The 14,986-nt window shown below is 68.2% G+C and carries 17 protein-coding genes; 12 read left to right on the forward strand and 5 right to left on the reverse strand.

Translation table 11 applies throughout. The features are described 5' to 3' along the window. Positions 1-30 precede the first annotated feature (30 nt). A complete protein-coding gene (locus tag ABD844_RS18750) occupies positions 31-1,110 on the reverse strand; it encodes an inositol-3-phosphate synthase (protein WP_344878904.1) in 1,080 nt (359 codons plus the stop codon). Positions 1,111-1,123: 13 nt separating this feature from the next. Further along, positions 1,124-1,714 (reverse strand): PadR family transcriptional regulator, encoded by a 591-nt coding sequence (locus tag ABD844_RS18755; RefSeq protein ID WP_344878907.1) that lies wholly within the window; start codon positions 1,712-1,714, stop codon positions 1,124-1,126. Between the two features lie 133 nt (positions 1,715-1,847). Between ABD844_RS18755 and ABD844_RS18760 the strand changes: the two genes are divergently transcribed. The 4 genes from ABD844_RS18760 to ABD844_RS18775 all read left to right on the forward strand — a co-directional run bounded on the left by ABD844_RS18760 (position 1,848) and on the right by ABD844_RS18775 (position 7,464). Further along, the gene (locus ABD844_RS18760; protein ID WP_344878911.1) at positions 1,848-2,234 is read left to right on the forward strand and encodes a DUF5318 family protein; all 387 of its coding nucleotides are present in this window, start codon (positions 1,848-1,850) and stop codon (positions 2,232-2,234) included. Between the two features lie 232 nt (positions 2,235-2,466). After that, positions 2,467-5,049 (forward strand): transglycosylase domain-containing protein, encoded by a 2,583-nt coding sequence (locus ABD844_RS18765; RefSeq protein ID WP_344878914.1) that lies wholly within the window; start codon positions 2,467-2,469, stop codon positions 5,047-5,049. Further along, entirely contained in the window at positions 5,046-6,380 is a 1,335-nt protein-coding gene (locus ABD844_RS18770) for a glycosyltransferase family 87 protein (RefSeq protein WP_344878917.1), read from the forward strand. The genes ABD844_RS18765 and ABD844_RS18770 overlap by 4 nt, the downstream gene beginning before the upstream one ends. A gap of 19 nt (positions 6,381-6,399) precedes the next feature. Continuing rightward, the gene (locus ABD844_RS18775; RefSeq protein ID WP_344878919.1) at positions 6,400-7,464 is read left to right on the forward strand and encodes a mannosyltransferase family protein; all 1,065 of its coding nucleotides are present in this window, start codon (positions 6,400-6,402) and stop codon (positions 7,462-7,464) included. Between the two features lie 73 nt (positions 7,465-7,537). Here ABD844_RS18775 and ABD844_RS18780 read toward each other — a convergent pair whose 3' ends face one another. After that, positions 7,538-8,281, reverse strand: a complete 744-nt coding sequence (locus ABD844_RS18780) for a deoxyribonuclease IV (RefSeq protein WP_344878921.1) — start codon at positions 8,279-8,281, stop codon at positions 7,538-7,540. Between the two features lie 78 nt (positions 8,282-8,359). Here ABD844_RS18780 and ABD844_RS18785 point away from each other — a divergent pair, with 78 nt between their 5' ends. Continuing rightward, positions 8,360-8,539 (forward strand): hypothetical protein, encoded by a 180-nt coding sequence (locus ABD844_RS18785; RefSeq protein WP_344878924.1) that lies wholly within the window; start codon positions 8,360-8,362, stop codon positions 8,537-8,539. A 90-nt stretch (positions 8,540-8,629) separates the two neighbouring features. On the opposite strand, the gene ABD844_RS18790 is transcribed toward ABD844_RS18785, so the two are convergent. Further along, positions 8,630-8,947 carry a hypothetical protein gene (locus ABD844_RS18790; protein WP_344878926.1) on the reverse strand — a complete coding sequence of 106 codons (318 nt, stop codon included), beginning with the start codon at positions 8,945-8,947 and terminating at the stop codon, positions 8,630-8,632. Positions 8,948-9,140: 193 nt separating this feature from the next. Between ABD844_RS18790 and rpsF the strand changes: the two genes are divergently transcribed. From rpsF to ABD844_RS18825, 7 genes are all read left to right on the forward strand, one after another. Continuing rightward, complete coding sequence (rpsF, locus tag ABD844_RS18795) at positions 9,141-9,431, forward strand: 30S ribosomal protein S6 (protein ID WP_344878929.1); 291 nt, start codon at positions 9,141-9,143, stop codon at positions 9,429-9,431. 78 nt (positions 9,432-9,509) lie between these two features. After that, positions 9,510-10,055 (forward strand): single-stranded DNA-binding protein, encoded by a 546-nt coding sequence (locus ABD844_RS18800; RefSeq protein WP_344878932.1) that lies wholly within the window; start codon positions 9,510-9,512, stop codon positions 10,053-10,055. A gap of 63 nt (positions 10,056-10,118) precedes the next feature. Beyond that, positions 10,119-10,355, forward strand: coding sequence for a 30S ribosomal protein S18 (rpsR, locus tag ABD844_RS18805; RefSeq protein ID WP_020543048.1), 237 nt, complete (start codon positions 10,119-10,121; stop codon positions 10,353-10,355). 14 nt (positions 10,356-10,369) lie between these two features. Beyond that, complete coding sequence (gene rplI, locus ABD844_RS18810) at positions 10,370-10,816, forward strand: 50S ribosomal protein L9 (protein WP_344878935.1); 447 nt, start codon at positions 10,370-10,372, stop codon at positions 10,814-10,816. Positions 10,817-11,037: 221 nt separating this feature from the next. Further along, a complete protein-coding gene (locus ABD844_RS18815) occupies positions 11,038-11,916 on the forward strand; it encodes an ABC transporter substrate-binding protein (protein WP_344878938.1) in 879 nt (292 codons plus the stop codon). Then, positions 11,913-12,752 (forward strand): amino acid ABC transporter permease, encoded by an 840-nt coding sequence (locus ABD844_RS18820; RefSeq protein ID WP_344878941.1) that lies wholly within the window; start codon positions 11,913-11,915, stop codon positions 12,750-12,752. The genes ABD844_RS18815 and ABD844_RS18820 overlap by 4 nt, the downstream gene beginning before the upstream one ends. Beyond that, a complete protein-coding gene (locus tag ABD844_RS18825) occupies positions 12,749-13,504 on the forward strand; it encodes an amino acid ABC transporter ATP-binding protein (RefSeq protein WP_344878945.1) in 756 nt (251 codons plus the stop codon). The genes ABD844_RS18820 and ABD844_RS18825 overlap by 4 nt, the downstream gene beginning before the upstream one ends. Here the strand turns inward: ABD844_RS18825 and ABD844_RS18830 are convergent. Beyond that, positions 13,501-14,973, reverse strand: coding sequence for an APC family permease (locus ABD844_RS18830; protein ID WP_344878948.1), 1,473 nt, complete (start codon positions 14,971-14,973; stop codon positions 13,501-13,503). The genes ABD844_RS18825 and ABD844_RS18830 overlap by 4 nt on opposite strands. Between the last annotated feature and the right edge of the window lie 13 nt (positions 14,974-14,986).

Consider the following 14,986-nt stretch of genomic DNA (forward strand, 5'->3'; position numbering starts at 1 on the left):
GCGCCGCGGCCGAGGGCCCAGGTCAGCGCGTCAGCGCTCGACCTCGCCCCGGATGAACTTCTCGACGTAGTCGCGGGCCTCGTCGTCGGAGAACTGCTCCGGCGGCGACTTCATGAAGTACGAGGACGCCGACAGGATCGGCCCCCCGATGCCGCGGTCGAGCGCGATCTTGGCCGCGCGCACCGCGTCGATGATGATCCCCGCCGAGTTGGGGGAGTCCCACACCTCGAGCTTGTACTCCAGGTTGAGCGGCGTGTCACCGAACGACCGCCCCTCCAGCCGCACGTACGCCCACTTGCGGTCGTCCAGCCACGGCACGTGGTCCGACGGCCCGATGTGCACGTCGGCCTTGCCCATCTCGTGCGGGATCTGCGAGGTGACCGACTGCGTCTTGGAGATCTTCTTCGACTGGAGGCGCTTGCGCTCCAGCATGTTCATGAAGTCCATGTTGCCGCCGAAGTTGAGCTGGTACGTGCGCAGCAGCTCCACCCCGCGGTCCTCGAACAGCTTGGCCAGCACCCGGTGCGTGATGGTGGCGCCCACCTGTGACTTGATGTCGTCGCCCACGATCGGCACCCCGGCCTCGGTGAACTTCTCGGCCCACTCCGGGTCGGAGGCGATGAAGACCGGCAGCGCGTTCACGAACGCGACCTTGGCGTCGAGTGCGCACTGCGCGTAGAAGCGGTCGGCCTCCTCCGACCCGACGGGCAGGTAGGACACCAGCACGTCGACCCGGTTGTCACGCAGCACCTGGACCACGTCGACGGGCGCCTCGTCGGACTCCTCGATGATCTCCCGGTAGAACTCGCCAAGGCCGTCGAAGGTGTGGCCGCGCTGGACCGTCACCCCCGTGGGCGGCACGTCGCAGATCTTGATGGTGTTGTTCTCACTGGCGACGATCGCCTCGGACAGGTCGCGCCCGACCTTCTTGGCGTCCACGTCGAACGCGGCGACGAACTCGACGTCGCCGACGTGGTACTCGCCGAACTTCACGTGCATCAGGCCCGGGACCCGTGTGTCCGGGTCCGCGTCCTTGTAGTAGTGAACGCCCTGGACCAGCGACGACGCGCAGTTGCCGACACCGACAATGGCCACGCGAACCGAACCCATCGCACTCGCTCCCTTACTCATCAGTTGACGTGGTGTCTCGGTCGGGCCTCTCCTCTGACGAGGCCCGACGCTCCGTTGCGATCAGCTCGTTCAGCCAGCGCACCTCGCGCTCGACGGACTCGAGCCCATGGCGTTGCAGCTCGAGCGTGTAGCTGTCGAGACGCTCTCTGGTACGCGCCAGCGCAGTGCGCACCGCGTCGAGCCGCTCCTCCAGCCTGCTACGGCGGCCTTCGAGGATGCGCAGCCGCACTTCGGCCTCGGTGTGCCGGAAGAAGGCGAAGTGCACGCCGAAGCTCTCGTCCTCCCAGGCGGACGGACCCGCCTGGGTGAGCATGTCCTGTAGGCGTTCCTTGCCGTCGGCGGTCAGCTTGTAGACGATCTTCGATCTGCCGCCGACGATCGCGGAGGGAGCGGGCTGCTCCTCCGCGATGAGGCCCTGAGCCAGAAGCGATCGCAGACACGGGTACAGCGACCCGTAGGAGAACGCACGGAACATCCCCAGCAGGGCGTTGAGCCGTTTGCGCAGCTCGTAGCCGTGTAGCGGCGTCTCGTGCAGCGACCCGAGCACGGCCAGTTCCAAGACCCTGCCCTGTCCGCTGGCCACTGGAACCGCCCCCTCTCGCATCGATGTATCGAGCCGATACATCCCGAGGATACGTCCAGCCGCTATATGGCCGCAATCTATGAATCTGCCAAGCCGTTGGGATGAACCCGTAAAACGCCGTAGTCTGGCGCTCATGTGGTCACAGAGAAGGGTGGTGGATTACGGCCTCGCGAAACGGGCGGTGGTCCGCTCCCTGCGCACGGGGCATGCCTCGCGCGGTGACGTCTGTGACGCACAGCCCTATCTCCTTCGCGCGGCACGCCACTTCGGCAAGCCGACCGAACGCACCTGCCCGGTCTGCGAACGGGAGAACGTCACCGACGTGACCTACGTCTACGGCGATTCCCTCGGTCGGCATGCCGGTCAGGCAAAGGTCACCTCAGAACTCGACGCCATGGCTCATGATTACGATGAGTTCCGGGTGTACGTTGTCGAGGTCTGCCAAGGTTGTTCCTGGAATCACCTGACGGTTTCGTATGTCCTGGGCAACGGACCGCCGGACCTCGTCGATCAGACGTGAAGACCGAGGGCGGCGAGATGCCTCACGCCCAACCGCCGTTACAGTTCCGACGACGTTGCGAGGACGTGTGAGTCACAGCATGAACGAGGGGACGGCCCGCCCGGGGAGGCGCCGTCGCTCCAACTCATCCCGTTCTTTGCCCCAGGGTTCCCCGGCCCAAACCGGGGAGCAGGGCTATGGGGCGGCACAGCCGCCGCGTCGTCCGGAAGCGGCCTACGAGCAGACCGGCGCCATGGCCGCACAGCCGTACGACGAGCCTTCGCCCAGGCGCTCGCAGTCGTACGACGAGCCTCCTGGACGCGCGCGGTCGTACGACGAGGCGCCCAGGCGTGCGCAGTCGTACGACGAGCCTGCGCCCAGGCGCGCACAGTCCCGCCAGGCACGGGCCGAGCACCCCACGGGCGCCGGCGACCAGCCGGGGCCGCGCTCGCGTGCCCGCCAGGACACGCGTGGGGTGAGTCACGAGGAGACGATCGTCAGCGACGGTCCGCGACGCTCGCGCCGCCGGGGGTCGGACGGTCCGCCGGAGCCCCCGGGGCCGCCCACGAAGCAGGGCGGCGGTCGCGGCGGCTGGCGCAGGTTCGTCCCGAACTGGAAGATCGTCGTGGTCGGCGTCGTCGTGCTCTCGGCCGGCCTCTTCGGCATGATCATGGTCGCGTACGCGAACACCGCCATTCCCACCGAAGCCCAGGCAGAGGCGCTGGCCCAGCAGAGCACCATCTACTACCGCGACGGCAAGACCAAGATCGCCGACCTGGGCTTCAAGCGCGAGTCCGTTCCTATCACGGCCATGGCGCAGGTGGTCAAGGACGCCGCGGTGGCCATCGAGAACGACACGTTCTACGAGGACTCCGGCATCTCCATCCCCGGCATGTTCCGCTCGGTGTGGATGACCGTGTCAGGGGAGCAGCTCCAGGGCGCCTCGACGATCACCCAGCAGATGGCCCGTAACTACTACGACGGCCTCAGCCAGGAAGTGTCCATCAAGCGGAAGGTCATGGAGATCTTCGTCGCGGTCAAGCTCGACGACGAGCTGACCAAGGACCAGATCCTGCAGAACTACCTCAACACCGTCAACTTCGGCCGGGCCTACGGCGTCCAGACCGCCGCCAAGGCGTACTTCGGCTCCAAGGCCACCGCCGCCAACCTCACCCCCGAGCAGGGCGCCTACCTCGCCGCGCGCATCCAGCGGCCCAACTGGGAGCCCGACGACCCCGCGCTGCAGAGCCGCTTCAAGACCGTCATCGACTACATGGCCAAGCAGTGGCCCGACAAGTACGGCAACCTCCCGCAGACCGCCAAGTTCCCCAAGACGCTCAAGAACCCGCCCAACACCGACCTGTCCGGCATCAAGGGCTACATGGTCGAGCAGGTGCTGCAGGAGCTGGAACAGCGCAACCTGAGCCGCGACGAGGTCAAGAGCGGCGGCTACAAGATCACCTCGACGTTCGACAAGAAGCTCATGAAGGACGCGCAGACCGCGGTCAAGAGCACCATGAAGGAATTCGGGATGAGCACCGAGTTCCACGGGGGCCTGGCCGCGGTGGATGCCCAGCACGGCCGCGTCCTGGCCTTCTACGGCGGTGACGACTACCTCACCGACCCGTGGAACGAGCCCTTCCAGTCCACGAAGCAGGCCGCCTCCGCCTTCAAGCCGTACGTGCTGGCGGCCTGGCTGCAGGCCGGCTACTCGCTCAAGAGCTTCGTGCCGGGCAACCAGACGGTGCCGAAGGAGCTGCCGGGCCAGCAGCCGGGCGGCATCAAGAACAGCCACAACGTCGGCGCCGCCGTCGACGTGGTCAAGGCCACCGCAGAGTCGGTCAACACGGCCTTCGTGTCGATGGCGTTCGCGCTGCCCAACCAGCTCGAAGACGTCCAGAAACTCGTCGAGGACGCCGGGTTCAACCCGAAGCGCATGAAGGATGACATCGACGAGCACCACTACCAGTTCGCCATCGGCAGCGCCCTGGTGACACCGGTGGAGCAGGCGGCCGGCTACGCCATCTTCGCCAACGGCGGCAAGTACACCCGCTACCACGTGATCCGCGAGGTCAAGCAGAACAACAAGCTCGTCTACGGCGAGCAGGCCACCTCCAAGTCGGTCATCAACGCCGACGTCGCCGCCGACTCGACGATCGCCATGCAGGAGGTGCTCAAGAGCGGCACGGCAGCGGGCAAGGGCCTGGGCAACAGGCCGGCCGCCGGCAAGACCGGGACGAACAACGACGAGAAGGAAGCCTGGTTCGTCGGCTACACGCCGCAGATCTCCACGGCGGTCGGGTTCTACCGTGAGCAGTGCCGGACCAAGTCGGGCAAGGTCGTGCCGCCGGAGCACTCCAACTGCCCCTACCTCCGCAAGGGCAGCGACAAGTACGGCCCGGACAACCCGTACACGGAGCCCAAGGAGGTCTCCCTGGGCTTCGAGGGCGCGGGCCCGCCCACGATCGCCTGGCAGCGGTTCATGCAGCTCGCGCACGAGAAGCTGCCGGTCGAGCAGTTCCCCGACCGGGCCGAGGTCGGGGTCGCGGAGAACATCGTGCCGAGCCCGACGCCCACGCCGTCGCCCACGCCGGAGGCCGACGACGATCCGTTCGGTCCCGACGACCCGTTCGCCGACGAGAACCAGGACTGCCTGATCGGCTGTGACGAGAGCAACCCGACCGTCCCCGACGAGCAGCCGACCATCGACGAGGGCAACGGCTTCCCCGAGACGCAGGACGACGTCGGTGACGTGGGCGTCGCGGGCGGCGGCTCGCCCGACAACCAGGGGTCCGGCGGCTCGCGGCAGGTGCCCGTCAGACCAGAGGACCAGTGACGAGCACAGTGACGAGCACCGAGGCACGCGCCCCCTGGGTGGCGCGTGCCGTGCCGTACCTGCCCCTGGGGCTGATCGCGGTCCTGGGGGCCAGCCTGGCGTACGTGGTGCGCCTGCCCTGCCGCACCGGCGGCTGGAACAACCAGGTCACCACGTACACGAACTTCTGCTACACCGACATCTACCCGCTCTACTTCGACCGGGAGCTGTCCACCCAGAACCCCTACTTCGCCAGCGTGCCGTTCGACAAGCAGGTCGAGTACCCGGTGGTGCTGGGCGAGGTCATGCAGGTGTTCAGTTGGATCGCGCGGGCGCTCGACCCCGACAACGTCGCGCAGGCGGTGCGCTTCTACGACCTGACGGTGATCCTGCTCGGCCTCTGCCTCGTGGTCGGCGTGCTGCTGATGGCCGCGGTGGCCGGGCCCACGCGCCGCTGGGACCCCCTCTGGTACGCCATCTCGCCCGCCGTGGTGCTGGCCGCCTACATCAACTGGGACCTGGTCGCGGGCGCGCTGTCACTGGGCACGCTGCTGGCCTGGAAACGGGGCCGGCAGGTGCCCGCAGGGGTGCTGCTGGGGCTGGCGATCGCGACCAAGTTCTATCCGCTGATGTTCGTGGGCGCGTTGTTCCTGCTGACGTGGCGTACCGGGCGATGGCGGCCGTTCCTGGTCACGATGGGCTCGGCGGCGGCGGCGTGGCTCGTGGTCAACGTGCCGTTCATGGTCTTCGCGTGGGACGGCTGGCGCAGGTTCTACGTCTTCTCCCAGGAACGCGGGGTCGACTGGGGCTCGCCGTGGCTGTTCTTCCAGAACAAGGGCTGGCCGGTCCTGGGCGAGGCCGACGTGAGCACGCTCGGCATGGCGGCGCTGGCCGTCATGTGCCTGGGCATCGCCGTGCTGACGCTGGCCGCGCCGCGCCGTCCCCGGCTGGCGCAGATCTGCTTCCTGGCGCTGGCCGCGTTCATGATGACGAACAAGGTGTGGTCGCCGCAGTTCGTGCTGTGGCTGGTGCCGTTCGCGGTGCTGGCCAGGCCCAACTGGAAGCCGCTGGCGCTGTGGCAGCTCGCCGAGGTCTGGTACTTCATCGCGATCTGGCTCTACCTGCTCGCCCAGCCGCCGCTCGATCGGGACGACCTGGGCATCGCCGACGACACGTACTTCACCGCCGTCTGGGGCCGGGTCATCACGATCGGGATCATGATGGCGCTGGTGGTGCGCGACATCCTCCGTCCTGAGAAGGACGTGGTGCGCCAGGCCGACATAGACGACCAGGCGGGCGGCGTGTTCGACCGCGCCCCTGACCGCTTCACGCTGGCCACCCTCACCAAGTGACCCGCCAGGCGCCCGGCAGATGATCACTCGCTCGATCGGCCGGGACGCGCTGCTGCTCTGGTTGGGCTCGCGGGCCGGGCTGCTGGTCGCGACGGCGCTCGGGGTGGCACTGGCCGAGTACGCCGACAGGTGGCGCAAGTGGGACGCCACCCTGTTCATCACGATCGCCCAGTACGGCTACGACGGAGAGCCCGGCAAGCCGCCCGACGAGGGGCTGCCGGCGTTCTTCCCCGGGCTGCCCGCGGCGCTGCGCCTGGTCCACCTCGTGATCCCCGACTGGGGGGCGGCCGGGCTGCTGGTCTCGCTGGTCGCCGGGGCGGTGGCCGTGGTGGCGCTGGCCCGGCTGGCCGAGGCCGAGGGCGCCTCCGGCTGGATCGCGGTGCTGGCGCTGCTGTTGTTCCCGATGGCGGTGTTCCTGGCCGCGGGATACAGCGAGTCGCTCTTCCTGGCCTTCGCGATCCCGGCGTGGCTGGCGGCCAGGCAGGGGAACTGGGCTTCGGCGGCGTTCCTGGCGGCGGGGGCCTCGTGCGTGCGGATCACGGGGTTGTTCCTGGCCGTGGCGCTGGTGGTCGAGTTCGTGATGCGGCGCGATCCGGTGCGGCAGGCGGCGTGGCTGGTCGTGCCGTTCGTGCCGCTGGTGGCGTACTCGTATTACCACTACGGCAGGACCGGCGACTGGCTGGCCTGGAAGCACGCCCAGGAGGCCGGGTGGGGGCGCGACTTCGCCTGGCCGTGGGAGGCGTGGGGGACGACCTGGCAGTCGGCCATGGAGTCGGGCGACTTCGCGGTGGCCTTCCGCATGGAGATCGTCGGGGCCGTGGCGGCGGTGGGCGTGCTGGTCTGGCTGCTGGTGCTGCGGCGGTGGAGCGAGGCCGTCTACACGGGTACGCAGGCGGCGGCGCTGATGACGTCGGCGTACTATCTGTCGATCCCGCGGTCGCTGCTGCTGTGGTTTCCGCTGTGGGTGCTGGTGGCCAGGCTCGCGACCCGGCGTACGTGGGTGATCGCCCTCTACGCGCTGATCTCCGCCCCGCTGATGATCGCCAACGCCGGCCGTTTCCTGAGCGGAGCCTGGGCCGGCTGAGGGAGATCAACTTCCCTACCCGGTTTCTCGTCTCGGTAATCCAGGGAAGTTATCCACAGGCTGTGTGTATTCGCTAGAGGTTCTTCCTCAGGAACGCGATGTCGGCCGCCTGGCCCTCGGCGGGCGTCTCCACCACGACCGGCGCGCCGGCCGCCCGGCAGACCGCCAGGATCAGCTCGGGGTCGATCTTCCCCTGGCCCAGGTTGGCGTGGCGGTCGGCGCCGGAGTCGAAGTCGTCGCGCGAGTCGTTGCAGTGGACGAGGTCGATGCGCCCGGTGATCGCGATGACGCGGTCGACCACGTCGACCAGCTCTTCGCCGCCGGCGTGGGCGTGGCAGGTGTCGAGGCAGAACCCCACGTCGAACCCGTCGAGCGCGTCCCACAGCCGCGCGATGCGCTCGAGCTTGCGCGCCATCGCGTTGCCGCCGCCCGCGGTGTTCTCGATCAGCACCGGGATGGGGCACTCCATGCGCTCGAACACCTTGCGCCAGTTGTCGAACCCGCTCTGTGGATCGTCGTCCTTGTTGACGTGCCCGCCGTGCACGATCAGCCCCTTGGCGCCCAGCCCGGCGGCGGCCTTGAGGTGCTGCTCCAGCAGCTTGCGGCTGGGGATCCTGATGCGGTTGTTGGTGGTCGCCACGTTGACCAGGTAGGGGGCGTGGATGTAGATGTCCACGCCCTCGACCGGTTTGGCGGGCAGCACGGGCTTGTCGTAACCCTGCGGGTCGCCGAGGAAGAACTGCACCACCTCGGCCCCCACCTCCGCGGCGTGGGCGGCGGGGTCGTCCTGATCGACATGAGCTCCGATGCGCACCATGTCACCGAGCTTATCCGTTTGGCAGGCACGCGTTCGGGCAGTCGGGAGGCTCCCCTACCTCCTGAGGAGAAGCAAAATATGAGCCGCTGGCGCTTACGAGCGCTGATCGTTTTGATCTACGTCGCCGTGGGCCTCTACATCGCCTGGGTGTACGACTACATCACGCCGGGGCTGCTCAAGGACCTCGTCGAGGCGCTGCTCGCGATCTTCCTGTGGTTCCTGGTCCTGCTCGGAACAGACCTGCGCATCGGCGGGTGAGCCGCATATCGGACGGCCCCGGAGCAGGCACGCCCGGGGCCGTCACCCATGTCCGTACGCTCGGCATCGGCCGCTCGGGCCTGGGGAAAGCTAGGGATGAGGGAGGAAACCGCCGTGAGCGATGCCGAGCGCGGCCCCGACGAATGATCCGACGAGCCCGATGATGTTGAGCGAACGCTGCGGCGTGGTCGCCGAGATGTACTGAGAATAGAGGCCCATCCCGAACCCCAGGGTGCCGAACCACGACGCGATGATGTGCGCCGAGGTCCAGAACGTCGAGACGAAGGCCACCACGCCACACGCCAGCGTGGCGATGGCCAGGACGTTCTCGACCGGGTGTGAGCGTCCGTCGGTGTTGAGCGTGAGCCTGAACCGCTCCCTCTCGGAGGGCTGAAGCACATGTGGCACAGCCACCACCCCCTTGGTTTCCTAAAGGCTTTCCCACCATCGCGCGACTGGTAACCTGGGCACGCTGCGTTGTGATGGGTGATCCATCGCCCCGGGCAGGCCGAAAAGGGGCCACGCTCGGGCTCACGTCAGCGTCCTCCTGTCACGGCAGAGCGTCGTGACCGCAAGAGTCCAGAGGAGGTTGGAGTCCCGCATGCGTCGTTACGAAGTAATGGTCATTCTGGACCCTTCGCTCGATGAGCGCACCGTCACGCCGTCCCTCGACCAGTTCCTCACCGTCGTGCGCAACGACGGCGGCACTGTGGAGAAGGTCGACGTCTGGGGCCGGCGCCGTCTCGCCTACGACATCGACAAGAAGTCCGAAGGCATCTACGCCGTCATCGACCTGTCCGCGGAGCCCGCGACGGTCAAGGAGCTCGACCGGCAGATGAACCTCAACGAGGGCATCCTGCGCACCAAGGTCCTGCGTCCGGACGTGCACTAACCTCCGGCTTTTGTCGGGGAAGACCCGTACTCTGAGCCGTAACCCAAGCGAAGGCGTGCAGGAAGGCGAGCGCTAGCCATGGCAGCAGGCGACACCGTAATCACCATCGTCGGCAACCTGGTCGACGACCCGGAGCTGCGCTTCACCCCGACGGGGCAAGCGGTGGCTCGATTCCGCATCGCGTCCACTCCGCGGTTCATGGATCGACAGACCAATGAGTGGAAAGACGGCGAGAGCCTCTTCCTGACCTGCAACGTGTGGCGGCAGGCGGCGGAGAACGCCGCCGAGAGCCTGCAGCGCGGCATGCGGGTCATCGTGCAGGGGCGGCTCAAGCAGCGGTCTTACGAAACCAAGGAAGGCGAGAAGCGCACGGTCTACGAGGTCGAGGTCGACGAGGTCGGCCCGTCTCTGCGCAACGCCACCGCCAAGGTCAACCGCACCTCCCGCCAGGGCGGGGGCGGCGGCGGCTTCGGCGGCGGCCCGGCCGACGACCCGTGGGCCTCCGCGTCGCCCGCCCCGCCTCAGGGCGGCGGCTTCCAGGGCGGCGGCGGTGGCGGCGGCGGCCAGCAGGGCGGCGGCGGCTTCGGCGGCGGCAACGACTTCAGCGACGAGCCGCCTTTCTAGATCCAGTTCACCAGCCCGAGTCCATTCCCGCCCCGAAGGCGGGGCTCTGAAAGGAGCACCACGATGGCAAAGCCGGCACTGCGCAAGCCCAAGAAGAAGGTTTGCCTGTTCTGCCACGACAAGATCTCCTACGTCGACTACAAGGACACGGCCCTGCTGCGGAAGTTCATCTCCGACCGCGGCAAGATCCGTGCGCGCCGGGTGACGGGCAACTGCACCCAGCACCAGCGCGACGTGGCGACGGCGATCAAGAACGCCCGTGAGGTGGCTCTGCTGCCCTACACGAGCACCGCGCGCTAAGGAGGCCTGTCGAAATGAAGCTCATCCTCACTCACGAGGTCTCCGGCCTCGGCACCCCTGGCGACGTCGTCGAGGTCAAGGACGGCTACGGCCGTAACTACCTCATTCCGCGCGGCTACGCCATGCGCTGGACGCGTGGGGCCGAGAAGCAGATCGAGACCATCCGCAAGGCTCGTGACGCCCGCGAGATCCGCGACCTCGGCACCGCCAAGGAGGTCGCCGGTCAGCTCGGCGCGCTGCGCGTCCGCCTGGCCACCCGCGCGGGTGACTCGGGCCGCCTGTTCGGCTCGATCACCACGGGTGACATCGCCGACGCCGTCAAGGCCGCCGGTGGCCCGATCCTCGACCGCCGCCGCATCGAGATCGTCAACCCGATAAAGAGCGTCGGCTCCCACAAAATCACCGTCAAGCTGCACCCCGAGGTGCGGGCTTCGGTCGACGTGGAGGTCGTCGCGGGCTGAGCCCGTCTGCGAAGCCCCCGCCTCGTGCGGGGGTTTTCCATTTCTCGCGCCTTTTCCCGCGCCCCTTTCGCGCCGAGCCGCCCCCGCCCTCGCTGCCAGGCCCTGACCGCCAGGTCACCCGCCGTCCGGCCGACGGTCGAGTGACCCCTCGGGCGCTATTTCCTACCCGGGCCGCGTAGAATGCCGTCGTCCTTCTGCATGTTCCCCCTGGAGGCAAGGCCATGGCCACTCGCCCGTTGATGCTGCTCGCGCTGGCCGTGGCCGTGGCCGGGTGCGCGCCCGTCGACAACACCGACAACACCGCCGGCTCCGGCACGACCACCGCGGCGGCCCCGTCGCAGTCCACGGCCTGCGCCAAGGAGCAGCTCCAGCTCGTCACCCCCGGCAAGCTGACCATCGGCACCGACAAGCCCGCCTACGAGCCCTGGTTCAAGGACGACGACCCGAGCAACGGCCAGGGCTTCGAGAGCGCGGTCGCGTTCGCCGTGGCGGGCGAGATGGGCTTCGACCGCAGTGAGGTGCAGTGGAGCACGGTGAAGTTCGACTCCGCGTACGCGCCGGGGGAGAAGCAGTTCGACTTCGACGTCAACCAGGTCTCGATCACTCCCCAGCGGGCCGGGGCGGTCGCCTTCAGCAAGGGCTACTACACGGTCAAGCAGGCGATCGTGGCCGTCGAGGGCGGCAAGTACGCCGGGGCGAAGAGCCTGGCCGAGCTGAAGGACGCGAAGATCGGCGTACAGGTCGGGACGACCTCGCTCGAAGCGGTCAAGAACGTGATCAAGCCGGCCGACGACCCCAACGTCTACAACGAGCAGATCGACGTCGTGACCGCGTTGAAGAACAAGCAGGTGGACGCCGTGGTGGTGGACCTGCCGACCGCGTTCTACGTGACGGCCGCCCAGGTCGACAACTCCAAGATCGTGGGCCAGTTCAGCTCGACCGGCGGCACGCCGGAGGAGTTCGGGCTGGTCATGGAGAAGGGCAGCGCGCTCAAGACGTGTGTCGACAAGGCCGTTGACGCGCTGAAGTCGAAGGGCGAGCTGGCCAAGATCGAGCAGCAGTGGCTCGGCTCGGCGGCGGGCGCCCCCGAGTTGCGATGAGCGAGTGGGTCAAGTCCGAGCGGCAGGCCGAGCGCGAGCATGTCCGCAGGTCGCGCGCCCGCCGCTCGGCCTCGATCGCGACGGCCTCGACGCTGGTCTTCATCGTGCTGGTCGTCTGGGGGATCACCAACTCCCCTGGCTGGTCGCGGGTGCGGGAGACGTTCTTCGACGGTGAGCAGTTCGCCGTGGCGCTCCCCGACGTGCTCAGCGGGTTCGTGCTCAACGTCAAGATCTTCCTCGTCGCCGAGGTGCTGATCCTGGTCATCGGGCTGCTGGTGGCGCTGGCCAGGGGGATCAGGTCGCCGGCGTTCTTCCCGATCCGGGCACTGGCCACGCTCTACACCGACGTCTTCCGCGGCGTGCCGACGATCCTGGTGATCTACCTGGTCGGGTTCGGGCTGCCCGCGCTGCGGCTGCAGGGCATCCCGTCCGACCTGGCGACTTTGGGGATCATCGCGCTGACGCTCTCGTACGGCGCGTACGTGGCCGAGGTGTTCCGCTCCGGCATCGAGTCCGTGCACCCGAGCCAGGTGGCCGCGGCGCGCTCACTCGGGCTCAGCCATGCCAAGACCATGAGGTTCGTGGTCCTGCCGCAGGCCACCCGCAGGGTCGTGCCGCCGTTGCTGAACGACTTCGTCTCCCTGCAGAAGGACACCGCGCTGGTGGCCACCATCGGCCCGCTGGACGCGCTCAGGCAGGCGCATATCCACGCGGCCAGCACGTTCGACTACACGCCCTACCTGGCCTCGGCGCTGCTGTTCATCCTGCTGACGATCCCGATGGCCAGGTTCACCGACCATCTGGCAGCGCGCACGCGCAGGAGGCGTGGAGCATGAGCGAGCACACGAGCCTGCTGACCGTCGAGGGGGTGTGGAAGAACTTCCACGGCCACAGCGTGCTGCGCGGCATCGACCTGGAGGTGGCCCCGCACGAGGTGGTGAGCCTGATCGGGGCCTCTGGCTCGGGCAAGTCCACGCTCCTGCGCTGCGTCAACCTGCTGGAGACGGTGGACGACGGCGCCGTCTTCCTCGACGGTGAGGAGATCACCCACCCGCGCGTGAACGTCGACGAGGTACGCAAGCGGCTGGGCATCGTCTTCCAGGCGTTCAACCTGTTCCCGCACATGACCGTGCTGGACAACATCACGCTGGCGCCCCGCCGGGTGCACGGGGTGAGCAGGGGGCGGGCGGAGGAGGAGGCGCACGACCTGCTGACCAGGTTCGGGCTGGCCGAGAAGGCACGGGCCTACCCCGACCAGCTCTCCGGCGGGCAGCAGCAGCGGGTGGCGGTCATCAGGGCGCTGGCCACCCAGCCCACGCTGATGTTGCTCGACGAGGTCACCTCGGCGCTCGATCCCGAGCTGGTGCTGGAAGTGCTGGGGATCATCAGGGAGCTGAAGGAGTCGGGCATGACGATGATCCTCACGACGCACGAGATGGGCCTCTGCCGGGACATCTCCGACACGGTGTGCTTCCTCGACGGCGGCGTGCTGCTGGAGAAGGGGCCGCCCGAGCAGATCTTCACCGAGCCGGAGCACCCGCGTACGCGGGAGTTCCTGCGCAGCGTCCTGGACTCGGGACGGTTCTAGCGGCGGTGCCGTCCGTGGACCGGTCTGGCGGGGAGGTCCGGCTGGGCCAGGACGCTGTGGCGGCGGCCGTACACGAGGTAGACGAGCAGGCCGAAGGCCATCCACAGCACAAACCAGGCCCAGGTCAGCACCCGCAGGTTGACCATGAGCCAGAGCGTGGCCACCAGCGACAGCGCGGGCAGCAACGGCGACAGCGGCACCCGGAACCCCCGCTCCAGGTACGGCATGCGCCGCCGCATCACGATCACCCCGGCCGCCACGAACGTGAAGGCGAACAACGTCCCGATCACCACGAGCTGCTGCATCGTGAGCACCGGCACGAACTCGGCCAGTACGATCGCCACCAGCCCGATCACCAGCGTGACCCGGGTGGGCGTGTGGTAGCGGCGGCTGACCGAGGCCAGGGCGCGCGGGATGAGCCCGTCACGGGCCATCGAGAACAGCACCCGTGTCTGCCCCACGATCAGCACCAGGATCACGGTGGTCAGCCCGAGCACCGCGCCCGCGTCGATGACGTGCGCCATCCACCCCGCGCCCACGGCCTGGAACGCGCTGGCCAGCGGCGCCTGCTCGGAGATCCGCGTGTACGACACCATGCCCACCATGACCAGCGCCACCGCGAGGTAGATGACCGTGGCGATCACCAGGCTGCGGATCATGCCTCTGGGCACGGCCCGGCGCGCGTTCGCGGTCTCCTCGGCGGAGGTGGCCACGATGTCGAACCCGATGTACGCGAACGCGATGGCCGAGGCCGCCGCGAAGATCCCGAACCAGCCGAACGCCTGGCTCTCCCCGATGAAGACCTCCAGCACGGTGGCCGGCGCGGTGTCCAGCGTCTTCGGCGGCACGTAGAACTCGCCGAAGTTGGCGACCTGGATGTAGGGCAGGCCCACGACGATGACCGCGCCGATGGCCAGCAGCTTGGCCGACACCATGATCCACAGGGCGCGCAGCCCGACCCGCGCGCCCAGGGCCACGATGCCGGTGAGCAGCACGAGGATCACGAACACGAGCACGTCCTGGACGACACCCTCGTGGGGGACGCGGACGCCGAAGTTGGTGATCGCGCCGACCGCGATCGCGCCCCAGGCCCTGGCCACCATCGCGGCGGCGAACTGTAACTCCAGGATCAGCGCCCAGCCGATGATCCAGGCCCAGACCTCGCCGAAGATGACGTACGTGAAGGTGTAGGCGCTGCCGGAGGTCGGCATCGTGGAGGACAGCTCCGCGTAACACAAGCAGGCGAGCAGACAGGCGATCCCCGCGATCATGAAGGAGAGGATCACGCCGGGCCCGGCCGTGGTGGCGGCCTGCTCGCCCGCGATGCTGAAGATGCCCGCGCCGATCATCACGCCGAGACCGAGCACCACCAGGTCGGCAGGGCGGTAGACCTCGGCCAGGCTGTGCCGGGCGCCGATACGCAGGCCAGTTGCCTCCGAGGCAGGCAGTCTTCGCAGAATCGTGGACACGGAACACCCCGCT

Origin of the sequence: Nonomuraea antimicrobica (assembly GCF_039536965.1) — a bacterium.
In the GTDB taxonomy this organism is placed as follows: domain Bacteria; phylum Actinomycetota; class Actinomycetes; order Streptosporangiales; family Streptosporangiaceae; genus Nonomuraea; species Nonomuraea antimicrobica.